At 68.8% G+C, this 22,035-nt stretch carries 18 protein-coding genes; 12 read left to right on the top strand and 6 right to left on the bottom strand.

Going from position 1 to position 22,035, the window contains the following annotated elements; all coding sequences use genetic code 11:
* The first annotated feature begins 58 nt into the window (after positions 1-58).
* Together I3V78_RS12970 and I3V78_RS12965 are read left to right on the top strand one after the other, a co-directional pair.
* On the top strand, positions 59-2,128 hold the full coding sequence (locus I3V78_RS12970) for a fused MFS/spermidine synthase (RefSeq protein ID WP_204487617.1): 2,070 nt from the start codon (positions 59-61) through the stop codon (positions 2,126-2,128).
* 117 nt (positions 2,129-2,245) lie between these two features.
* On the top strand, positions 2,246-3,265 hold the full coding sequence (locus I3V78_RS12965; protein ID WP_204487615.1) for a helix-hairpin-helix domain-containing protein: 1,020 nt from the start codon (positions 2,246-2,248) through the stop codon (positions 3,263-3,265).
* Between the two features lie 27 nt (positions 3,266-3,292).
* Here I3V78_RS12965 and I3V78_RS12960 read toward each other — a convergent pair whose 3' ends face one another.
* Both I3V78_RS12960 and I3V78_RS12955 read right to left on the bottom strand, forming a co-directional pair.
* Positions 3,293-5,680: a helicase-related protein gene (locus I3V78_RS12960; RefSeq protein ID WP_204487612.1), complete on the bottom strand. Its 2,388-nt coding sequence runs from the start codon at positions 5,678-5,680 to the stop codon at positions 3,293-3,295.
* 81 nt (positions 5,681-5,761) lie between these two features.
* Positions 5,762-7,480: a B12-binding domain-containing radical SAM protein gene (locus I3V78_RS12955; protein ID WP_204487610.1), complete on the bottom strand. Its 1,719-nt coding sequence runs from the start codon at positions 7,478-7,480 to the stop codon at positions 5,762-5,764.
* Between the two features lie 143 nt (positions 7,481-7,623).
* On the opposite strand from I3V78_RS12955, the gene I3V78_RS12950 reads away from it, so the two are divergent.
* From I3V78_RS12950 to I3V78_RS12940, 3 genes are read left to right on the top strand one after another with little or no spacing between them, the layout of a single operon-like run.
* The gene (locus I3V78_RS12950; protein WP_204487608.1) at positions 7,624-8,613 is read left to right on the top strand and encodes a cysteine synthase A; all 990 of its coding nucleotides are present in this window, start codon (positions 7,624-7,626) and stop codon (positions 8,611-8,613) included.
* 29 nt (positions 8,614-8,642) lie between these two features.
* Complete coding sequence (locus I3V78_RS12945; protein ID WP_204487606.1) at positions 8,643-9,188, top strand: GNAT family N-acetyltransferase; 546 nt, start codon at positions 8,643-8,645, stop codon at positions 9,186-9,188.
* The gene (locus I3V78_RS12940) at positions 9,185-10,162 is read left to right on the top strand and encodes an alpha/beta hydrolase (protein ID WP_476756488.1); all 978 of its coding nucleotides are present in this window, start codon (positions 9,185-9,187) and stop codon (positions 10,160-10,162) included. The genes I3V78_RS12945 and I3V78_RS12940 overlap by 4 nt, the downstream gene beginning before the upstream one ends.
* A gap of 37 nt (positions 10,163-10,199) precedes the next feature.
* Here I3V78_RS12940 and I3V78_RS12935 read toward each other — a convergent pair whose 3' ends face one another.
* On the bottom strand, positions 10,200-11,285 hold the full coding sequence (locus tag I3V78_RS12935; RefSeq protein WP_204487604.1) for an aldo/keto reductase: 1,086 nt from the start codon (positions 11,283-11,285) through the stop codon (positions 10,200-10,202).
* A gap of 93 nt (positions 11,286-11,378) precedes the next feature.
* Between I3V78_RS12935 and I3V78_RS12930 the strand changes: the two genes are divergently transcribed.
* The 3 genes from I3V78_RS12930 to I3V78_RS12920 all read left to right on the top strand — a co-directional run bounded on the left by I3V78_RS12930 (position 11,379) and on the right by I3V78_RS12920 (position 15,635).
* Positions 11,379-11,786: a MarR family winged helix-turn-helix transcriptional regulator gene (locus I3V78_RS12930; protein ID WP_204487602.1), complete on the top strand. Its 408-nt coding sequence runs from the start codon at positions 11,379-11,381 to the stop codon at positions 11,784-11,786.
* A 244-nt stretch (positions 11,787-12,030) separates the two neighbouring features.
* Entirely contained in the window at positions 12,031-14,031 is a 2,001-nt protein-coding gene (locus I3V78_RS12925) for a protein kinase domain-containing protein (RefSeq protein ID WP_204487600.1), read from the top strand.
* Positions 14,032-14,045: 14 nt separating this feature from the next.
* Complete coding sequence (locus I3V78_RS12920; RefSeq protein WP_204487598.1) at positions 14,046-15,635, top strand: adenylate/guanylate cyclase domain-containing protein; 1,590 nt, start codon at positions 14,046-14,048, stop codon at positions 15,633-15,635.
* Between the two features lie 8 nt (positions 15,636-15,643).
* Here the strand turns inward: I3V78_RS12920 and I3V78_RS12915 are convergent, their stop codons facing one another.
* Together I3V78_RS12915 and I3V78_RS12910 are read right to left on the bottom strand one after the other, a co-directional pair.
* Positions 15,644-16,324, bottom strand: coding sequence for a Crp/Fnr family transcriptional regulator (locus I3V78_RS12915; protein WP_204487590.1), 681 nt, complete (start codon positions 16,322-16,324; stop codon positions 15,644-15,646).
* Positions 16,325-16,443: 119 nt separating this feature from the next.
* Entirely contained in the window at positions 16,444-17,391 is a 948-nt protein-coding gene (locus tag I3V78_RS12910) for an aldo/keto reductase (RefSeq protein ID WP_204487588.1), read from the bottom strand.
* A 106-nt stretch (positions 17,392-17,497) separates the two neighbouring features.
* Here I3V78_RS12910 and I3V78_RS12905 point away from each other — a divergent pair, with 106 nt between their 5' ends.
* The 3 genes from I3V78_RS12905 (at position 17,498) to I3V78_RS12895 (ending at position 20,138) form a co-directional block, all read left to right on the top strand.
* Positions 17,498-18,388, top strand: coding sequence for an AraC family transcriptional regulator (locus tag I3V78_RS12905; protein ID WP_204487585.1), 891 nt, complete (start codon positions 17,498-17,500; stop codon positions 18,386-18,388).
* Positions 18,373-19,314, top strand: coding sequence for an alpha/beta hydrolase (locus I3V78_RS12900; protein ID WP_204487583.1), 942 nt, complete (start codon positions 18,373-18,375; stop codon positions 19,312-19,314). Before I3V78_RS12905 ends, I3V78_RS12900 begins: the two co-directional genes overlap by 16 nt.
* Positions 19,315-19,403: 89 nt before the next feature.
* Positions 19,404-20,138 carry a glutathione S-transferase gene (locus I3V78_RS12895; RefSeq protein ID WP_204487581.1) on the top strand — a complete coding sequence of 245 codons (735 nt, stop codon included), beginning with the start codon at positions 19,404-19,406 and terminating at the stop codon, positions 20,136-20,138.
* A gap of 70 nt (positions 20,139-20,208) precedes the next feature.
* Here the strand turns inward: I3V78_RS12895 and I3V78_RS12890 are convergent, their stop codons facing one another.
* Positions 20,209-21,120 (bottom strand): LysR substrate-binding domain-containing protein, encoded by a 912-nt coding sequence (locus tag I3V78_RS12890; protein WP_204487578.1) that lies wholly within the window; start codon positions 21,118-21,120, stop codon positions 20,209-20,211.
* Between the two features lie 127 nt (positions 21,121-21,247).
* Between I3V78_RS12890 and I3V78_RS12885 the strand changes: the two genes are divergently transcribed.
* Positions 21,248-22,009, top strand: a complete 762-nt coding sequence (locus I3V78_RS12885; protein ID WP_204487576.1) for an SDR family NAD(P)-dependent oxidoreductase — start codon at positions 21,248-21,250, stop codon at positions 22,007-22,009.
* The last annotated feature ends 26 nt before the right edge of the window (positions 22,010-22,035 follow it).

The following is a 22,035-nucleotide window of genomic DNA, read 5'->3' as shown; positions in this document are numbered from 1 at the left end:
GGTCTATCACGGACAGCGGGTTTTACCCGGTTGGGCCCTTGTGAGGGATGAGAATCTCATGGTAGCGACGAAGGGCATGTCCACTTCCGCCGAAGCCTCCGGGGCGCCTCGACTGTTCCCTCTCTATCTCCATGGGCTCGCGTTCCTAGGCGGCTTCAACGTGATGTTGTTGGAGATGTGTGCCTTTCGCGTGCTCGAGACGACGTTCGGCTCGTCCATCTACGTGACGGGTGTGCTGCTCGCGTTGGTGATGATCGCGCTGACGGTGGGCTACTACCTGGGTGGGCGGTTCTCCAAACGCTTCGGCACCCCTGAATTCCTGCTCGGCGTGCTGCTCGCCTCGGTGGCCTACGTGGTGCTCATGGGCGTGGTGCTCAACGAGCCGATGATGGACCTGTGCTTCGGCATGCGCGGGCTCTTCACCTCCTCGCTGATGATCCACGCCGTACCGCCGGCGGTGGCCACGGTGGTGCTGTACGCCCCCCCGATGATCGCCCTGAGCCACGTGTCGCCCTTCCTCATGCGGATGCTGTCCACGCGCGCACAGGAGCCCGGCGCGGTGGGGGCCACGGCGGGCAACCTCATGGCCGTGTCCAACGTCGGCAGCATCGCCGGCACCCTGCTCCCCTCCTTCGTGTTCATCCCCCTGTGGGGCGCGCACCGCACGCTCGGGGTCTTCATCGGCTCCATGCTGTTCATCATCACCGTGGGCCTGGTGCTGCTGCGCCGTCGCACCGCGGTGGTGGCCGTCGCGAGCCTGACCCTCGTGGGCGGCGTGGGCGTGCCGGTGCTGATGAACGAGCGGGCACCAGCCCCCTCCGCCGCCGGGCAGGAGGTGCTGTTCGAGGCCGAGTCCCAGTACGGCAACGTGAAGATCCTGCGGTCGACCGACACGGATGGCGACGAGCGGCTCGACTACATGCCCTCGCGGGACTACGTGCACTCCACGGTGTACCCGAACCGGCCCCTCAAGGATCAATTCACCACGGCGTATGTGAACGTGGGCCTGGCGCGAGGCGCCAAACGCTACCTCATCCTCGGCGCGGCGCTGGGGGGTGCGATGGGCGCGCTGCTGGCGGCCAACCCCGACGCCCAGATCACCGCGGTGGAGATCGATCCCCTGGTCGTGGAGCTGGCCCAGCGCTACGTGCCGAGCCTGCGCTCGCCCAACGTGAAGTTCGTGGTGGAGGACGCCCGGCTGTTCCTGCGCGAGGACACGAGCCAGTACGACTACATCGTCGTGGATGTCTTCTCCGGCGAGCAGCTCCCCGCCCACTGCGTCACCCAGGAGTTCTTCGCCCTGGCGCGCGCCCGGCTCGCCCCGGACGGCGTGATGCAGATGAACACCAACCTGTGGGACTTCCAGGTCACCACGGGCACGGAGGACCCGGCGCTCTTCGTTTCGGTGCGGCACCTGCACTCGGCGCTGCTCCACGTGGGCTTCGCCTCGCTCTTCCAGAACGACTTCTTCGAGCATGGCCACCTCTACGCCTTCAACCAGAAGACCGACGTGGCGCAGGTGCGCCAGAGCCTCACCCGCATGGCGCTGGACCCCCGGGTGGAGCCGCACCTGCGGGCCTCGGTGGGCCTCACCGCGCTCGTGCTCTTCCCCATCGACGACGCCCGGCGCGAGCTCGCGCCCTTCACCGACGAGTGGGTGCCCGAGCACAGGCTCCAGCTCAAGGGCAACTTCGAGAACTACCTGGCGGCGCTCAACCAGGCCAGCCATCGGCCCGAGTGGCGGCGGCTCATGGACGCGCAGACGAACCCGCCGCTGCGTCTCATCAGCGCGCGCCACTACGCCCAGGTGGGCGACAAGGAGTCCGCCACGCTCAAGGGCTATCGCGCCTACATGAAGGGCGAGGGTGGCGCGGCCTATTGCCAGGACGTGCTCGCCTGGGCCGCGCGCGCGCCCGCGCCGGAGCTCTTCCCGGAGATGGCCCGCTACCTCCACACCCGCGTCATCCACGATTGCTCGGAGCGGCTCACCGGCCCGGACGCTTCTCCCGGCGTGGAGAGCAACACGGGCCGCCTGCGCGAGTACACCCTGGCCGCGGCGCTCGTGGACGACAACAACGGCGCGAAGGCCGTCCCCCATCTCACCGGGCTGCTCGAGGGCTCCATCTGACGCGCGTCACGCATTCGTGACAAAAGGGGCGACATTCGCTCCAGCAATGAGACTCCTGACTTCCGTGGATCTGGTGTATCCAACCCATCCCCCACGCTGTCATCCGAGGAGTTTCCCATGCGTCGTCTTGGCCATGCCCTTGTCTCCCTGAGCCTGCTCGCGGGCTGTGGTGGCCCCGAGCTCGAGTCGTCCGCCGAGCCGCTCGCCCAGCAGCAGGCCGCGCTCACGACCCGGGACGTGGATGTCGCGCCCGAGTGTCAGGGCATCCTGGGCTTCGCGAACACGGCGTCGTTCCAGACGCTCAACCAGTACGTCCCGAGCAACGTCGCCAACAACCTCATCGCCCGGCGCGCGACGTCGCCGTTCGTCTCCCTGACGGACCTCTCCTCGGTCAGCCTGGTCGGCCCCGCCCGTCTCGAGCAGCTCGCCACGGGCGCCCGCGCCAAGGGCCTCATCGGCGCGAGCTGCGTGGGCATCCTGGATGGCCTCGCGCTCTCCACCGATGACGCCGCCGCGATCGTGTCGCTGGTGAACGGCATCAGTGACTCCGAGCTGCACGACGTGCTGCCCAACGCCTGGAATGGCGCCTCCAACCTGCTCAACCTGCGCCCGTTCACGTCCGTCCAGGCCATCGCCAACGTCTCGGGCATCAGCGACGTGAGCCTGCGCAACCTGCGCAACTCGGCCACGCTGAGCCGTCCGCTCGAGGCGCTCATCTCGGCGGTGAACACGGCGGGTGATCGCGGCCACGGTGGCACGCGGATGGAGCGCCACTTCGACTGGTGGCAAACCGTGGTCGGCGACGGCCGCGCCTACCGCGTCGGCCGCTTCGAGTGCTTCGGCCTCGAGGCGAGCAGCGTTCCCCATGGCGCCACGGTCCGGCCGTACCTCGCCACTGCCGCCGAGGTCCGCGCCGAGGTCGACAGCACGGTGAAGTCCGCCAACGGCAACAATCAAATCCCCGCGAGTGTGGTCTCCGTCGGCATGGCGAACCTCGACGAGCGCATCACGGGCCGCACCTTCAAGGGCTGCTACTACAGCTACGCGAAGGATCCCTGGAGCGGCAACAGCGTCGCCTTCTTCGTGGACACGCAGAATGGCTTCAGCGTGCTGACCGACACCTACTGGGTCGAGTGAGCCGCTGGCCGTCCCGCGAGGCCCGGGCTACTCGCCCGGGCCCAGGGACGGCTGGTGCGGGGGGCTCGGCGCCGCGGGCCGGGGCTTCCCGCCCCGCCGCCGGCGCCGCCGTTTCACCGCGTCCCCCCCGGCCTGTCCCCCCAGCTCTCGCAGCACGCGGGCCCGGACCCCGCCCTCCAGGTGCAGCTCCCGCAGGAGCAGGTGCGCCTGGGACGCGCCCTGCCGTTGCTGCAAGGCCTCACCGAGCCGCTCGAGGATGTCGATCCGCAGGGCCACCGGGCCAATCACCTCGTACCCGTAGGCACGCACCCCCTGGCCCCCCAGCTCCGCCACCGAGAGGACGGGCTCCTGGGAAACGCCCTTGGGTGCGAGGGTCTGCTGGAACAGGGCCGTCAACATGCGGCGCCGCTCCAACGCGCGGGGAGAGAGGGCCTCGGCGACGTAGAAGTAGCGCCGCCCCTCGCGCACCCCCAACGTCTTCAAGTGCTCACGCGCCTGCGCGTCCAGCAGCCGCCACTGCTCACGGGCCTCCCATTGGGGAATGACCCCCAGGCCCTCGGCCAGACGGTAGGCGAGCCCGCGTGTCGCCGCGGAGCGGCCCTCGCCCGTCAGGGACTCGGCGGGAAAACCGCCCATGGCCTCCGTGACGAGGTCCCGCGCCAACGCCAGCAACCGGCGCTCGAGTCGCCGCCGCGCGCCGGCCGTCCACACCTCGGGCTCCGCGAGCGCGAGCTGCGGGGAGCGTCGGTCCGTTCCCCGCACCAGGCGCGCCAGGGGCTGACTCTCGAACGAGATGTTCCCCAGCGCGTCCACCTCGAAGGCGTCGTGGGTCGCGTCGACCGCCCGCTGGACGAATTGCTCCTCGGTCATCGTGCCGTCCGGGCCCGGCATCTCGCCCAGCAGCGCGCCCAGACGGGCGAAGGGACTGTCCGAGGTCGTCTGGGGCCGGGCCGAGGCCCGCACGAAGCGGCGAGCACTCCGGCGCGCGGCCCGTTGGACGAAGCGCTCCACGAGCCGCTCATGCAGGGCATCCCCCAGGGCGTCCTCGATGCGGCGGGTGCGCTCCTGCCAGTGCTCGGCGTCGTGCATCCAGCTCGAGCGATGGCTGATGTACGTCCAGATGCGGATGGCGGCGAGCCGGTCCATCAGCGTGTGGATGTCTCCGGACACATCATCCAGCGGAGACACCTGCCGGTGGAGCCAGGTGGGATCCAGCCGCCCATCGCCCTCGGAGAGCTGCAGGAAGGTCTCGCGCAGGAGCGTGAGGTGCTGCCCGAAGAGCCCCTTGCGGAAGTCGGGGATCTGGCAGACCTGCCACAACAGCTCGACCCCGGCCCGATCGGTCGTGGCGTCGCGCACCGCGGGCACACGCGCGAGCTCCCGGAGGGCATCGAAGTCGTCCGCGCGCTCCACCCGGATGAACGCCTGGTGTTGGGGCGCCCGGGACAAGGAATCCAGCAGGGCCTCCGGGCTCGAGAAGTCGAGCGACGCGTTGCGCCAGATGAGGCTGCGCACGGCCGGAAACCGGTGGGTCTCGATGGCGGAGATCACCCGGGGCGGCAGCTCGGGCACGGAGTTCAGGGTGCCGAACGTCCCATCGTTCAGGTGCCGTCCCGCGCGACCCGCGATCTGCGCCAGCTCGTCCGGGAAGAGATCTCGCTGCTCGGCGCCGTCGTACTTGGAGAGCGCCGCGAAGGCCACGTGGTTGAGGTCGAGGTTCAACCCCATGCCGATGGCATCGGTCGCCACGAGGTACTGCACCTCGCCGGCCTGGTACATCGCCACCTGGGCGTTGCGGGTCCGGGGAGAAAGCGCCCCCAACACCACGGCCACCCCGCCCCGGAGCCGACGCAGCGACTCGGCGTACTCGTACACCCGGTCCGCGGAGAAGGCGACCACGGCCGAGCGCGGCGGCAGGCTCTTCAAGGAGCGGCTGCCCGTGTAGCTCAGCTGGGACAGCCGGGTGGCGCGCTTCATCGAGGCGTGCGGGATGAGCGTCTGCACCATGGGCCGCATCGTGTCCGCGCCGAGGAACCACGTCTCCCGGAGACCCCGCGCGTGCAGCAGGCGGTCGGTGAAGACATGGCCGCGCTCACGGTGGGCGGCGAGCTGGATCTCGTCCACCGCGAGGAAGTCGACGGCCTTGTCGGTCGGCATCGCCTCGACGGTGCAGATCCAATAGTCCGGACGGGGCGGCAGGCGCTTCTCCTCGCCCGTCATCAGGGCCACCCGCCCCTCGCCCACCCGGGCGGTCACCCGGTCGTAGACCTCACGGGCGAGCAGGCGCAGGGGCAGCCCCATCATGCCCGTGTCGTGCTCGAGCATGCGCTCGATGGCCCGGTGCGTCTTCCCCGTATTCGTGGGCCCCAGCTCCGCCACGACGATCGACGACCGGCTGGATGCGCTGGCGTTCATGAGGCGGAGTCTAACCCCTGGAATCGTCCTCCGCCCGGAGAGCGACCCCCCGGCGTCGGGACATGACGCCTGGGAAACGCCTCACACCGGCTGCAGGAAGCGACCGTCCACGAGGTGGTCGATGACGTCTCGCGCCGAGTGCGGGTCGAGCCTCAGCTTCGCGCTCAGTTGCGACACGGCCTGGGAGACGGTGGTGGGCTGCGCGAAGACGCCCAGCGTGGTCAACAGGATGCGGCCATCGTCGCCCTGATCCAACGTGGGATCGGTGAAACGTCGGGGATTGAGCGATGGCGCGCAGGCCAGGCCCGTTCCGTCCACCGAGCGGACATAGGTCACGGGCTCCTGCGCCACCCGGGCGGGAACCCGGTGGGGCCCCAGCCACTCCCCGAGCTTGAACTGGAGCGTCGCGGGCGCGGTGTTCTTGAGCCGCGTGCGCCCGTTGACCACGACCCGCCGCTTGGCCTCGCTGTGCTTGGACTCGAGGGCCTCCACGTGCGCCGTCGTGCGCTGCACCGCCGCCTCGAGCGCCGGATCGCGAAAGCGCAGCATCGGCACGGACACGTCACCGGGCTCGCGCCGCTCGAAGTACTCGAGGAACTCCGAGAACGTCCGCGCCTCGGTCACCATGTCGAAGCGCGCGGGATGCTCCGTGGCGAGCGCTCCGGGCTGCGCCTCGAGCCGCTGGTAGCCCACCCCACAGTCCAGGCTCATCACGCGCTCCACCAGGCGCACTTCCTCCTTGAGCGTGGCGGCGCTGGCGAAGGGCAGGCCCGCGATTCCGGACACCTCGACGTCCAGGTTCGGGTGGCGCTGGCACGCGTCGATGATGTCGAGGAGCTGCTGATCGGAGGCGCACGGCTTGAGGAGCCCCCGGCCCATCTGCTCGAGCCGCTGCTTCTCGGAGAAGCAGCCGATGTCCAGCACCATGTGGACATGGTCGAAGGTGCTGGCCAGCGCGTCGATGAGCTCCATGCGGGCCACGCCCCACAGGAAGTACATGCAGGAGTGGCGCGAGAGATCGACCCCCGCCCACGTGCCCTGGAGAAACGCCGCCGAGCTGCCCGAGAAGTCGTAGCGCATCTGCCACGTCCGGTGGGCGATCTCCTGGTGGTCGCGGCGCACGCTCTCCTCGGAGCGCAGGAACGGCTTCGCGCGTCCGAAGGCCGCCTTCTGGTTGCCGCGCGCCCCGCCACAGTAGAGGCAGTTCTCGCCGCAGCCCTTGCCGGGCGCGACCCAGCCGGAGAAGGCGTGGCGGTCCTGCTGGCTCAGGAAGATGTCATCGAAGTGCGAGTAATAGATGTCCTCGCTGTTCGTGGCGCCTTGCACGTACGCCAGGGGCAGGCGCCGGGGCGTGCCGTCCGGCTTGCGGGTGACGCAGTTGGGCGGAGCGGGATGCCCCTGGCAGAGCGCCAGCAGCGGCACCTCCCCATCCCCCAGGACGATGTGATCGATGCAATCGAACGCGTCCAGCTCCCGCCACCAGTACGACGCCGTGTTGCCGCCCAGGACGATCTGGATCTCGGGGTCGATCCGCCGCAGCGTCCGCGCCAGGAGCAAGGCGCGGTGGACATGATGGAACCACTTGAGGCTGATGCCCACGAGCCGGGGCCGCACCCGGGCCACGAGGACCTCGAGGGAGTGGGCCACCTCCTCCTCCGTCTGGTCCCCGTCGTACAACCGCACGAAGGCCTCGACCCCGTTCCGCCGCAGGTAGCCCGCGAGGTAGAGGATGCCGCACGTGGCCTCGCCGGTTCCGGCACCGACGAGGAGGACAGGAGACAGGGCACGACGGCCATTCATGGGGCGGGAGTATCACACGGGCGGGGTCTGGTGGGCGTTCGACCGTACGTCCAAGGGTGCGCCTGGACCCGCACACCCTCCAGGCGAGGAACCATCGCGTTGAGGTAGAACCGAGGCCCTCTCGCTCCTCGTCAGGAAGACACATGGCGCCCCCCATCGGCTCGCTCTGGGACTCGGTTGGCAATACGCCCTTGCTGCGCATCGGCTCGCTCTCGCGCCTCACGGGCTGCGACATCCTGGGCAAGGCCGAGTTCATGAACCCCGGGGGCAGCATCAAGGACCGCGCCGCCAAGGGGATGATCCGTCAGGCCGAGGCGGAGGGACGGCTCGTGCCGGGCGCCACGCTCGTCGAGGGCACCGCCGGCAACACGGGCATCGGCCTGGGCCTGCTGGGGCGCGAGCGGGGCTACCGCGTCGTCGTCACCATGCCCGACAACCAGGTGCGCGAGAAGTACGAGTACCTGGAGGCCATGGGCGTCGAGGTCATCAAGGTCCCCGCGGTCCCCTTCTCCAACCCCGGACACTTCTATCACCGGGCCCGCGTGCTCGCCGAGGAGCGGGGGTGGTTCTGGACCAACCAGTTCGAGAACACCGCCAACGGGGACTTCCACTACGAGACCACGGGGCCCGAGTTGTGGGAGCAGTGCGAGGGGCGGCTCGACGTGCTCGTCTGCTCCGTGGGCAGTGGCGGGACGATCTCCGGCGTGAGCCGCTACCTCCAGGAGAAGAACCCCGCGCTGCGCGTGGTGATGGTGGACCCGCCCGGCTCGGGGCTCTACTGCTGGGTACGCGAGGGGCGCATGGAGACCGTGGGCAGCTCCATCACGGAAGGCATCGGCATCATGCGCCTCACGGAGAACTTCCGCCGCGCGCGGGTGGACGAGGCCCTGCGCATGTCCGACCAGGACATGCTGGAGATGCTCTACCACCTGGCGCGCGAGGACGCGTTGGTGGTGGGCACCTCCGCGGCCCTCAACGTGCGCGCCGCCTACGAGGTGGCCCGGCGTCACCGGGGCCAGGGACTGCGCATCGCCACGCTGCTGTGTGATCACGGCAGCCGCTACAGCTCCAAGGTGTTCAACCCGGACTTCCTCGCCTCCAAGCAGCTCGAGGTACGGCCGCTGCCCGTCTGACCCTTCCACCCGTCGTTGAACGAGGACCCATGTCCGGCCCCGACCGTTCCGCCCTTGACACCGAGCGACTCACGCTGCGCCGCCCCCGCCGCGAGGACTTCGAGGAGGCGCTCGCGATGTGGGGTGACCCCGCGGTCGTCCGGTACATCAGTGGCAAGCCCTCCACCCGCGAGGAGATGTGGGCGCGCCTGCTGCGCTACGTGGGCCACTGGGAGCTCATGGGGTTTGGGTTCTGGGTGGTGCGCGAGAAGAGCACGGGCCGGTTCGTCGGCGAGGTGGGCCTCGCGAACTTCCAGCGGGACATCGAGCCGCCCCTCGGAGACGCCAAGGAGGCCGGTTGGGTGCTCTCTCCGTGGGCCCACGGGAAGGGCTTCGCCACGGAGGCCGTGCGCGCCGCGCTGCGCTGGGTGGAGGACGGGTTCGGACCCGAGCGCGTGGTGTGCCTCATCCACCCGGAGAACGCGGCCTCCCTCCACGTGGCGCACAAGTGCGGGTTCCAGCAGTTCGCACGCGGCACCTACAAAGGCGATCCGACCCGGATGCTCGAGCGGATCCCCGAACCCCGAGGTTCATGAGCATGCCTCCCCCCAAGCAAGCGCCCCCACCGCCTCCGTTCGAGCCCGAGCTGGCCCGGATTCTTCCGACGTTCACCGCGTTCGCCCCCGTCCACATGACGGCCGAGCAGATCGAGCGGTACCGCGCCCTGCCCATCCCCTCTATCGCCGAGCAGATCGGGGATCGGCCGGTCCAGTGCGTCGACTTCACCCTGCCCGGCGACCAAGGGGTGGACATCACCGTGTCGGTGATCTCCCGGAAGGACCATGTCCGGCCGGGGCCGGGCATCTATCACATCCACGGCGGGGGCATGGTCATGGCCAACCGCTTCGCGGGCGCCACCGACCTCGTGGCCTGGGCCCTGAAGTTCGACGCGGTCTGTGTGACGGTCGAATACCGACGGGCGCCCGAGAACCCCGATCCCATCCCGGTGGAGGATTGTTACGCGGGACTCGCATGGATGGCCGCGCACGCCCGGGAGCTGCGGATCCAACCCGAGCGGCTCGTCGTCTTTGGCGGAAGCGCCGGAGGAGGCCTCGCCGCGGGCACCACCCTGCTGGCGCGCGACCGCGGCGGCCCCCCGGTATTCGGTCAGCTCCTCCAGTGCCCGATGATCGACGATCGCAATGAGACCGTGTCGTCGCACCAGATGCAGGGCCTTGGCATCTGGGACCGCGTCAGCAACCTCACGGGATGGACCGCCCTGCTCGGAGACCGACGGGGAACGGCCGAGGTGTCGAGCTACGCGGCCCCCGCCCGGGCCACCGACCTGAGCGGCCTGCCGCCCACGTTCATCGACGTGGGGTCGGCGGAGGTCTTCCGCGATGAGGCCGTCGCGTATGCCAGCGCGATCTGGGCCGCCGGTGGTGACGCGGAGCTTCACGTCTGGGGCGGCGCGTTCCACGGCTTCAGCCAGATGGCGCCGGATGCCGCCATCTCGCGAGCCGCGAACGCGGCACGCGAGGCGTGGCTCGAACGGCTGCTGGCCAGATAGAACGCCGCCCTCCGCGTCGCGCCCCGGCCCTCCGCCGTCAGTGGGGCGCGTCGCCCTTCTGGAAGCCCAAGGAGAACGCGGGCGCGGAGATGCCATTCACCGTCGTGCCACCATTGTGGAGGGCGGGGAACAGGGGCTGCATGCTCTGGGGGAAGCCCAGCGTGGGCTTCGTGAGCGCATCGAGGCGTCCCCGCTCCTCGGCCGTGAGCGGCACATCCAACCCCTTCACGTTGTCCTCCAACTGCGCGAGCCGCCGCGCCCCGATGATGGTGGACGTCACGCCCGGCTGTGACTGCACCCACGCCAGCGCCACACGCGCCACGGTGCTCTCGTGCGCCCGGGCGATGACCTCCAGCGCGTCCACGATGGCGTAGGTCCGCTCGTTCAGGAACGAGTCCAGCAAAAAGCCCCGGTCGCCCTTGAGCTGTCCCGCGTTCGCGCGCGTGTACTTGCCGCTGAGCGCGCCGCTCTTGAGCGGCGACCAGGGCGTGATGCCCAGACCGAACTCGCGCGCCATCGGCACCAGCTCCTGCTCCACGGTGCGCTCCAGCAGCGAGTACTCGATCTGCAGGCCGATGAACGCCGACCAGCCACGGAAGCGCGCCAGCATGTTGGCTTCCACGATCTTCCACGCGGGCGTATCGGAGACCCCGAGGTAGCGCACCTTGCCCGCGCGCACGAGATCCTCCAGCGCGGCCATCGTCTCCTCGATGGGCGTGTGCATGTCCCAGTTGTGCAGCCAATACAGGTCGATGTAGTCCGTCTGCAGACGACGCAGCGAGTTCTCGCACGCCGCGATGATGGACTTGCGGCCGGAGCCGCCGCCGTTCGGATCCCCGGGGTAGAGGTTGCCGCTGAACTTGGTCGCGAGGACCAGGCGATCCCTCCGGGCGGGGTGGCGTCCGAGGTGGTCGCCGATGATCTTCTCGGAATGGCTCTTCGTGTAGAGGTTCGCCGTGTCGATGAAGTTGCCGCCCAGTTCGATGTACCGGTCCATGATCCGCTGGGACTCCTCGACGCTCGTCCCCCAGCCGAGGTCTTCACCGAACGTCATCGCTCCGAGGCACAGCGGGCTGACGCGAAGGCCCGAACGGCCGAGCGTCACATAATGATCGAGAGGCATGGGAACTCCTGAGGTCGTGCTACCGTGGGAGGGGCCAAAATGATTCAGCCTTGAATCAATTTAATCTTGAACCATTTCCCGCGCAACGGAACCATGTCGAAAATCGATCCGGCGAAGATCTGGTCGCTGAAGTACCGACTGCTGATGTCGGTCATCTCCCACGTCACCCCGGACATCGTCGCGCTGGGGGTGGAGACCAAGGAATTGTTCGTGCTCGCGGCGCTGGAGGAGCACCCCTACCCCGCGGAGCTGGCGGCGACCTTGAGCATGCCCAAGCCCACCGTGACGGTGTACGTGAAGCGACTGGAGGCCGCGGGCTTCGTGAGCCGGGAGATCGACACCGAGGACATGCGGCGCCACCGGCTGCGGCTCACCCCCGCCGGGCGCAAGGTGATGAATCAAGGCCTGACACTGCTGTCGGGCGCATTCGGTGAGCGGCTGGGCCGCCTGAGCGCCGCGCAGCAGGAAGAGTTGCGGATGTTGTTGGAGAAGATGAGCTGAACGCGCTCCCGCGCCGGGTGCCACGCGCCCGTGGCGTCAAGACCCCCTGGCCCCCGGAGGCTCGCGCCCCTCGCCTGATCGCTTGGTGAACCAGGGCAGCCTACCCAGGAGGCCCCCTCTCACCGCCCTGCCAGCACTTGTGCCATCATGCGCCCGTTCGAGAAGGCCCGAGGGGGAGCTGGATTCAACCACTCTCACTGTCTCGGAGCCGGAGGCCGGGTCGTCGGATCTGGATGGATGGCGCATGTCCTTTCGCCGTATCGGGAGCAGGTACCAGTTGGAGCGCAAGATCGCGGGCGGTGGGATGGGCGCCATCTGGGTCGCGCTCGATTCCCAGTTGAAGCGACGGGTCGCGCTCAAGCTGATGGCACCCGAGCGCATCGACTCCTACTCCGCGCGTCATCAGTTCGAGCGGGAGGCGATGGCGATCGCGCAGTTGCGCAATCCGCATGTGGTGCAGGTCCACGACTATGGCGTGGATGGTGACACGCCCTACATCGTGATGGAGTTGCTCGAGGGGGAAGACCTCGAGGCACGACTCGAGCGGCAGGGGCGTCTGGAGCCCGCCGTGGTCGCCTCGTTGCTCAACCAGATCGCCCGCGCGCTCGCCTCGGCGCATGCGTCCGGCGTCATCCACCGGGATCTCAAGCCCGCCAACCTCTTCCTCGCCCGGGGCGATGGCGAGGAAGTGGTGAAGGTGCTCGACTTCGGACTGGCCCGGTGGGAGGGCGGCGCATCCTCATCCTCGTCCGAGCAGCCGGGCCAGGTGATGGGCACGCTGCGGTACATGAGCCCCGAGCAGATGCGGGGCGACGCCCGGGTCGATCACCGCACGGACCTGTGGTCGTTCGCGGTGGTGGCCTACCGGGCCTTGACCGGTCGCTTTCCCTTCTCCGCGGATGCCCTCGGCGAGATGAGCCGAGGCCGCGCCGTGGCGGAGCCCCCCTCGCAATGGGTGCCCGAGCTGGGCCAGGGCGTGGATGCCTTCTTCGCGCGCGCCCTGCATGTCGAGCCCTCGCGGCGGTTCCAGTCCGCGCGGGAGCTGGCCTCGGCCTTCGCCGAGTTGTTGGAGAAGAGCCGTCCGGCCCGGGCCGCGAAGATCATGGTCATCGACGACGAGCCCGACGTGGAGCTGCTGATGCGTCAGCGCTTCCGCAAGCAATTGCGTGATGCCGTCTACGAGTTCGTCTTCGCCAGTGACGGCGAGGACGCCCTGGCGAAGCTGCGCCAGCACCCCGACACCCAGGTGATCCTCTCCGACATCAACATGCCGCGCATGGACGGGCTCACGTTCCTCGCGCGGGTGGGCGAGGTGAACCCGCTCGCCAAGGTCATCATGGTCTCGGCCTACAGCAACATGGGCAACATCCGGGTGGCGATGAACCACGGGGCCTTCGACTTCCTCGTCAAGCCCATCGACTTCCAGGATCTGGAGGCCACGCTCACCAAGGCACTCAAGCAAGTGACCGAGCTGCGGCAGATGGTGCGCTCCGCCGAGGAGAACCACCTGCTGCGGATGTTCGTGAATGGGGGCATCCTCGATCGGATGGCGCCGTTGATGCTCGGCCCCGATCTGGTGGACGGCGAGCGCATGGAGGCCACGGTGGCCTTCCTGGACCTGAAGGACTTCACGCCCATCACGGGCAAGGCCCAGCCCGAGGCCGTCATCCGCCGGCTGAATGCCAACTTCGAGGTCATCGTCGCCGAGCTGCTCGCGCGCGGGGGCCTCGTGGACAAGTTCGTGGGCGACGCGGTGATGGCCGTGTTCCAGGGCCCGGGGCATCTGCGCCGGGGTCTGGAAGCCTGTCTCGCGGCCCGGCTGCAGCTGCGCGCCATGGCCTTCCGGTATGGCGAGGACTCCCCCTATGTCCATGGGGTGAACATGGGCCTGGACTCCGGGGAGCTCATCTGCGGCAGCATCGGCGCCAAGGGGCTGGGCCAGCTGGACTACACGGTGCTCGGCACGACGGTGAACACCGCGGCCCGGCTGGCGGTGCTCGCCGACAAGGACCAGCTCCTCATCGCCGAGCACCTCCAAGCGCGCGTGGAGGAGGAATTCGAGTGCAGGGCGCTCGGGTCGAGGCTCATCCCCGGCTCCGCCCTGCCCCTGGGCGTGCAGGAGGTCGTGGCCCGTCGGGAACAACGCGTCTCCAGCGCGGATCGGACGGCCTCCATCGAGGAGAACGTGCCGCACGTGCACGTGCCCGCCAGGCTCGTGGCCAAGAAGGAAGACAACACCCGCTAAGGAAGCCCCGCCCCATGCAGCTCATCATGAATCCAGGGCTGACGGACGAGCAGGTGTTCGATCTCCCCGAAGGCCCCGTGACGATCGGACGCACCGAGGAGAGCACCTTGTGCATCCTGCACAAGAGCCTCTCGCGGCGGCATGCGCAGCTCGAACGCCAGGACGAGCGGGTCGTGCTGGTCGACCTGAACAGCAAGAATGGGACATTCGTCGACGAGCAGCGAATCAGCCGCCATGAGTTGAAGGACGGCGGGGCGTTCCGGTGTGGCGAGGTGCGGTTCAAGCTCGTCCCCACCGCGCACGAACTGCCCCTGGACCTGTCATCGACCCAGCTGCGGTCCCTTCGCACCCAGCTGCTCCCAGGCCCGATGGACGACCTGCTGGATCGGCGCGCGGAGCGTCTGGACCAGTCCGCCATCCGGGTGCGGCCCACGGAGCAAGCAGAGCGGGCCCAGAGCAAGCTCCAGGTGCTGCTCAAGGTGAGCCAGTTGCTCTCCTCGCCAGGCTCCCTCGATGCCTTGCTGGAGCGCATCCTGGAGCTGCTCTTCCAGATCATGGACGTGAGCCGCGCCGCCCTCCTGATGGCGGACCCCGCCACGGGGAGGCTCACGCCGCGCGTGTCGCGCCTGTCCACGGGAGAAAAACCCTCGGGCGCCTTCTACAGCCAGCGCATCGTCGACTACACGCGGACGCAGAGCGTGGCGGCGCTCTTCGCCGATGCCCGGCGGGATCTCCGCCTGGACGCGGCCTCGTCGGTGATGCGGCAGTCCATCCAGTCCTCCATGTGTGCCCCGCTCAAGCCTCGCGACGAGGTGCTGGGCGTGCTGTACGTGGACAACCTCACCCGCCCCAACGGCTTCACCGACGAGGATCTGGAGTTCCTCACCGCCTTCGCCAATCAGGCGGCCATCGCCATCGACAACGCGCTGCTGGTGCGGCGGCTCGAGGAAGAGGCCGTGCTGATGCGCTTCTTCCCGCCCACCACGCTCAAGAAGCTGCGGATGGCCCGGGGCGGCTCGCTGGAGACCCAGGAGACGGAGGTGACCGTGCTCTTCTCCGACATCAGTGGCTTCACCGCGCTCTCCTCCACGCTGGAGCCCCGGCAGGTGGTGGAGTTGCTCAATGACTACTTCCCGGTGATGGCGGAGATCGTCTTCAAGTACGAGGGCACGCTGGAGAAGTACATCGGCGACGCGCTGATGGCGGTATGGGGCGCGCCCTTCTCCCATGGGGATGACGTGGACCGGGCCGTGCGCGCCGCGGTGGAGATGCAGCAAGCCCTGGCCCAACTCAACACCCGTTGGCGGGCCCAGGGTCGGCCCGAGTTGAACATCCACGTGGGCCTGAACACGGGGCGCGTGGCGGCCGGCAACATCGGCTCCGAGAAATACCTGCAGTACGCCACCATCGGGGATGCGACCAACGTCGCCAGCCGGGTGTGCTCCGCCGCGGGGGACGGGGAGATCTGCATGAACGCCACCACTTTCGAGCGGTGGAAGGATCGCGCCTGGCCCGCCCACCCCTTGCCCGCCACCTGGGTGAAGGGCAAGCAGGAAGCCCTGAGCCTGCACCGGTTGGAGTGGCGGGAATCGTCTGGAACGTGAGTCGGCCGTCAGTCCGCGTTGGCGCGCAACTCCGTGACCTTCAGCACCGTGATGCGGCCGTCCTCGTAGGACAGGATGCCGTCACGCGCCATGGCACGCAGGCACTTGTTGGTGCTCTCGCGCGTCAGTCCGCACAGGTGCGCGAGGTCTGATTGGGTCAACTGGGAGGCCAGCACCGCTTCCTGAGCGGCCGCCCCGCCCTGCTCCTCGACCATGTCCAGCAGCACCCGCGCCAGGCGCGAGCGCGCATCCAGGAAGCTCGCGTCATACACGCGCCGGGTGATCCGGCGGATGACCCGGCTCATCTCGGCCAGCATGCGCATGGCCACCCAGGGGCGCGTTTCCACGAAGCGCTGGAAGTCCTCGCGCTGCAGCCGCAGCACCGACGTCTCCTCCCGGGCCACCGCGTCCGTCGAGCGCGGCTCGCCGTCCAGCAGCGCCATCTCACCGAAGGAGTCCCCCCGCTTGAGCAGCGTCAGCAGCCGCTCCTTGCCCTCCGAGGTGCTCAGCCGGATGGACACCTCGCCCTTGCGCACGATGTAGAGTGCCGTCGCCACGTCGCCCTGATGGAAGATGACCTCCCCCTTGCTGTAGCGCCAGGGCTGCAGGACCGCGGAGAGCTGCTCCAGGTCCTCGGGGCCGAGCGAGGAGAACATGGGGACATGGACGAGGAGCGCCGCGTAGGACATGAGAGGTCTTTTCAGGAGTGGGCACTGCCCACGGGCCGGGGGGAGGTCGAGAGCATACAAGGCCCCCTTCCCCGAGGTGTGATGTCGCTCACTCCGGCCCTGTGAAGCCGCGTACCGCCCTAGCGACGCTCACTGTCGAGGTGGGCCATGTGCGCGGCCGGGTAGCGTGTGCCCGCGATGGCACCGCGTGGGACAAGCTTCTCGACCTGCGTGATCTGGTCCGCGGTCAACGGCTTCGCGGCGAGTGCCTCGTCGAGCTGCTCCAGGGTGCGCATGCCCAGTGTCGGCGTGAAGCGCGGCGCCTTGCCGAGCACGTACCCGATCGCCAGTTGCCCGGGCGACAGGCCCCACTTCTCCGCGAGGTCCCGCAGCGCCGCGACCAGCCTGGCGTTCGCCGCGGCGTTGTCCCCACTGAAGCGCGGCATGTGGGCCCGCGCGTCTCCCGGCTGGAGCGGGCTCGCCGGGAGCAAGCCCCGAGACAGGACACCGTAGAGGGTGGCGCCCATGCCCAGCTCATGGAGGATCGGGAAGATGGCGTCCTCGGGATCGCGGCTGACGAGGGAGTACTCGATCTGCAGGTCGGCGATCGGATGCACCTTCGCCGCGCGGCGGAGGGTCTCCGGGCCGACCTCGGACAGACCGATCTTCCGGACGTAGCCGGCCTTCACCAGATCCGCGATGGCGCCAACGGTGTCCTCGATGGGCACCGTGGGATCCAGACGCGCCGGGCGGTAGACGTCGACGTGATCGGTCCCAAGCCGCATCAGCGAGTAGGTCAGGAAGTTCTTCACCGCGGCGGGCCGTGTGTCGACCCCCACGGGGGCACCGTCGGGCCCCCGCATCATGCCGAACTTCACGGAGAGCTGGACCTTGTCCCGGCGGCCAGCGATGGCCTTGCCAATGAGCAGCTCGTTGTGTCCGGAGGCATAGAAGTCACCGGTGTCCAGGAGGGTGATGCCGTGCGCGATGGCGGCGTGGATGACGGCGATGCTCTTCGTGTCGTCCGTCTTGCCGTACACCCCAGACATCCCCATGCAACCCAAGGCGATCCGCTGTTTTTCGCTCATGGCCCTTCTCTACGGATGCGCGGCGCCCCGGACTTGGCGTTTCTTGGCACGAACGCCGCGCCAAGAAACGCCAAGCCCCGGGCGGGGGTCGCGCTACACTGCGCCGATGGAGAGCTTCACCGAGCTTCCCGCCGCGCTTCCCGGCCTGCGCGTGATGCGCGGCATGACGACATCGCTGCATACCGGCATCAAGGAACACTGGGGTATCGGGCGCATCGACGAGGGCGACACCGAGTGGTGGGGCGGCGGGTGTATCCGGCGCTCGGTGTCCGGATGCATCCTCCTGAAGCGGCCCGGCGACGTGGTGCGCCACCTGCGGCATCGCGGACCCACGGTCTTCAGCGTCGTCCTCTTGCCGACGGACGACGTGGCCCGGGTCGTTCGCGAGACAGACGCCGTGGTGACGCCCCAGTTCGAGCCCGGTGACCCTCGCGCCGCGCCCTTCCATCGGCTGCTCGACGCGGCCTGTTCCGGCGAGGACCGCTTCACGCTGGAGGTGGCGCTCGCGGAGGCCCTCCAGGCGCTGGGGGCGACCCGCGACACACGGTCGGACCCCTCGCGTCCCGTGCGACGCGCGCTGGCGTTCATCCACGAGCACCTCGAGGAATCGATCTCCCTGGAGGAACTCGCGACGCACGCGAAGCTCGACAAGTTCCATCTGTGCCGTGCCTTCCGCGCACAGGTCGGGATGCCTCCGCACGCGTACCTCACGCATCTGCGCGTCGCCCGTGCGAAGGAACTGCTCCACCGCGGGGTGAGGCCCTCCGAACTCGCCCCCTTGGTGGGCTTCTACGACCAGGCGCAGCTGACACGTCACTTCCGGCGACTCGTGGGGACGACGCCCGCGCGCTATGCGAAGACGCCGAATGACCCACGGTTCCGTGGCGTGCTTCGGCCTCCTGCCCAGTCGGAAGCCTCCACGCCGCCGCATTCATCACCGAACGACAGGCGGGAGCCTGTCGCACCAGGAGAAGCAACGGGATGGCGCACGTGCTGAAAAGCATTTCGTTCAGGAACGGAAACCTCACCCTCGCGGGTGTCCTTCGCCTCCCCGAGGGCTTCGACGAGGCCGGTACCCATGCGGCCATCGTCCTCGCCACGCCTGGGAGCAGCGTGAAGGAGCAGATCGGCGCGATCTACGCGGACAGGCTGACGGCCCGTGGGTTCGTGACGCTCACCTTCGATCCTTCCTACCAGGGTGAAAGCGATGGCCACCCCCGCGATCTGGAAGATCCGTCAGCGCGCGTGGAGGACATTCGCTGCGCCGTCGATTTCCTCATGACGCTGCCCTACGTCGGCGAGAACCGTGTCGGCCTGCTCGGTATCTGCGCGGGGGGCGGCTATGCGGTGAACGCCGCTTTGACCGAACATCGGTTCAAGGCGGTGGGCACGGTGGTGGCCAGCAATATCGGTCGGGCGTTCCGGCGCATGCAGCCGATGGCGGACGTCCTGAAAATCCTCGATGCGGTCGGACAGCAGCGGACGCTCGAGGCGCGGGGCGGAGCGCAGCGCCGCGACCCCTGGATTCCCGATACCCTGGAAGAAGCACAAGCCGCCGGAGTCACCGATCCCGACGTGCTCGACGCCATCAGGTTCTACCGGACGCCGCCCTGGCGCCACACGAACTCCACCAACCGCGTCTACTTCCGCAGCTTCGGGGCCTTGTTGGGATTCGACGCCTTCCACCTCGTGCCCGAGCTGCTGACGCAGCCGCTCCAGGTCATCGTCGGCGGTCGCATCGGCATCACGGGCTCCTACGAAGACGGCCAGACGCTTTTCGACCTCGCGCGCACCCAGAAGGAGTTCTTCGTCGTCGAGGGCGCGGGCCATTACGACCTGTACAGCAAGGCCGAGTACGTGGATCAGGCCATCGCCCGGCTGGCGCCGTTCTACGCGGCAGATCTCGGTGGGAGTCGGGGCTGATTCGCTTTCACGGCGCTCCCGCGGTTGATGGAGTGCCGGGTGAGCCCACCAGGCGTGGCGGCCAGCACGCCCACGCGAGGAGAGTCCAGATGAGCGACGTGAAGTTCGAGTTGTACTATTGGCCCGGCATCCCCGGCCGGGGCGAGTTCGTGCGACTGGTGCTCGAAGAGGCCGGCGCGGATTGGGTGGATGTGGGCATGTCCTCCCAGGAGGGGGGCAAGGCCGTCATGGACCGGGTGGGCCGGGGCCCCGTGCCCGCCTACGCGCCGCCTCTGTTGAAGGTGGGTGACCTCGTGCTCTCCCAGACCGCCAACATCTGCTCCTATCTGGGCGAACGTTTCGGTCTCGTCCCCTCCGACGAGACCTCGTGTCTGCATGCGCGCCAATTGCAGCTCACGATCGCGGACGCGGTCGCGGAGGCACACGACACCCACCATCCTGTCGCCGTGATGAAGTACTACGAAGAGCAGAAGGAGGTCGCGAGGGCTCGCGCCGAGGACTTCCGCGCCCACCGCCTTCCGAAGTACCTGGGCTACTTCGAGCGCGTCCTCCAGGAGAATCCCCAGGGAGGGGGCAAGTACCTGCTCGGCCAGGACTTCAGCTACCCGGAGCTGGCGCTGTTCCAGCTCGTGCAAGGCCTGACGTATGCCTTTCCCAACGCCATGCGCCGCGTCGCGCCCCGGTTCCCGGGCGTCATGGCCTTGCGTCAGCGGGTCGCGGAGCGCCCCCGCATCGCCGCGTACAAGAACTCCCCCCGCGCCCAGCCGTTCAACGAGCAGGGCATCTTCCGCCGCTACCCCGAACTGGATGACCCGGCGTCCTGAGCCCACCGGCGAGAAGACCTGGCCCTGACGGGATACGGGTGGCCTCCCAGCGGGCGGCCCAGCCCCGAGCTCAGGGCTCCGTCCTCGCGCACGTCAACCCCCGGACATGCTCCGTCAGGTGCGCGATCAACGCGGACACCGGGGGGGGAAGGCCCCGGCGGCTGGTGTAGACGAGGTGGACCAGGCCCTGCTGGGTGTGCCAGTCGGGGAACACCCGGACGAGCTGGCCCGAGCGCACGGCGGCGCCGCAGAGGGGTTCGGGCAACAGGGCGACCCCGAGCCCGTCGATCGCCGCCGAGCGGAGGGTCGGGCCATCTCCACAGGACAGGCGGGGCTTGTGCTGCAGGGTGAACGTCCGCTGCTCGGGCCCCAGGAACGCCCAGGTGTCCTGCCCTTCGTGTTCGGAAAGGCTCAAGGTGGGCACCGACGCCAGCTCCTCCACGCCTCGCCCCGCGAGGCGCTGGGCCCACGTCGGCGATGCGACGAGGATGCAGTTGCTCTCCAGGAGCTTGCGCACGGTGAAGGCCGCGTCGGTATCCATCAGGGGGCTCACGCGCAGCGCGAGGTCGATGCGCTCGGCGATGAGATCGACCCGCCGATTGGTGGCCACCACCTGCAGGTTCACCCGGGGGTAGCGATTCATGAAGCTGACGAGCAGGCACCCCAGCGAATCGACGAGGCCCAGGGGGCAGTTGAACCGGACGGTCCCATGCGGCTCGCCCTGGGTGGCGGCCACCACGGCCTCGGCCCGGTTCACCTCCGCCAGCACGTTCTGGCAGTGGTCGTAGAAGGCCTGGCCCACGTCGGTGACGCGAAAGCTGCGCGAGGAGCGTTCGATCAGCCGCACCCCGAGGCTCTGCTCGAGCCGCGCCACCCGGCGGCTGAGCTTCGACTTGGGCTGCCGCAGCACCCGGCCCGCCGGCGCGAAGCCTCCGTTCGAGACCACCTCGGTGAAGAAGTACATGTCGTTCAAGTCCCGCATCCGGCCCTCGGCGTTCCAATTCAGGAACGCAGGTTCCCATAAACGCCACCCGTGGGGCCAATCGTTCCCCGTTAAGTACCTCCCACAGGCGACGGACTGCCCTCGCCCAGGACCGGGAGACACGACGATGAGCAACAAACTGCAGGGCAAGGTGGCCGTGGTGACGGGTGGCAATGGGGGAATCGGGCTCGCCACGGCGAAGCGTTTCGCCGCCGAGGGGGCGCGGGTCTTCATCACGGGCCGCCGTCAGGCGGAGCTGGACGCCGCGGTGAAGGCGATCGGTCCCCAGGCCACGGGCGTCCAGGGCGACATGTCCAAGCTGGCCGACATCGACCGGCTCTACGAGGTGGTGAAGCAGAAGGCGGACGCCCTGGACATCGTCTTCGCCAACGCGGGCACGGGGGAGTTCGCCGCCCTGGGCACCATCACGGAGAAGCACTTCGACGACACCTTCAACACCAACGTCAAGGGCGTGCTGTTCACGGTCCAGAAGGCACTGCCGCTGCTGCGGGAGGGGGCCTCCATCATCATCAACGGCTCGACGACGAGCGTCATGGCCACGCCGGCGTTCAGCGTCTACAGCGCGACCAAGGCGGCCGTGCGCAGCTTCGCCCGCAACTGGATCCTCGACCTGAAGGGCCGCCCCATCCGCGTCAACGTCCTCAGCCCGGGCGCCACCCGGACGCCGGGAATGCATACCCTGCACACGCTCGCCGGGGGCGAGGCGCACGCGAAGGAGGTCTACGAGCAGTTCGCCAACATGATCCCCATGGGCCGGATGGCGGACCCCGACGAGATGGCCAAGGTCGCCGTGTTCCTCGCCTCGGACGACAGCAGCTACGTCAACGGCGTCGAGCTGTTCGTCGATGGCGGCGTCGCCCAGATCTGAGCCAGCGCGAGGGCCGCCCCACGGCG

The sequence above is a fragment of the Archangium primigenium genome (genome assembly GCF_016904885.1).
Lineage (GTDB): Bacteria > Myxococcota > Myxococcia > Myxococcales > Myxococcaceae > Cystobacter > Cystobacter primigenius.
This window is presented reverse-complemented; position numbering and strand designations above follow the sequence as displayed.